The sequence below is a fragment of the Halorubrum sp. SP9 genome (assembly GCF_005435015.1).
In the GTDB taxonomy this organism is placed as follows: Archaea; Halobacteriota; Halobacteria; order Halobacteriales; family Haloferacaceae; genus Halorubrum; species Halorubrum sodomense.
Genome location: NZ_SGXU01000832.1, coordinates 1 through 208, shown reverse-complemented (window position 1 = coordinate 208; position 208 = coordinate 1). Strand labels below are relative to the sequence as shown.

At 58.2% G+C, this 208-nt stretch carries 1 pseudogene; it reads left to right on the top strand.

Features of this window, described 5'->3' with window-relative positions:
- Positions 1 to 123: 123 nt before the first annotated feature.
- Positions 124 to 208 (top strand): annotated as a pseudogene (locus EXE45_RS21655) (aldolase); the annotation flags it as partial.

Here is a 208-nt window from a genome sequence, read left to right as displayed (position 1 = left end):
AACGGATGTGGCAGCGAATCGACCGCAACATGACTCGAAACGCCCGCGAAACGCGGTTCAGTTTCTTTACGCCCGCCAGTTTTACCACAGCCCTTTTTATCGATGTAACTGAACTACGAACCGATGCTTCCTCACGCCGCCGACGACATCTCGCGCGACGGTAAGTCGCTCATCCTCGCGTACGACCACGGGCTCGAACACGGGCCGG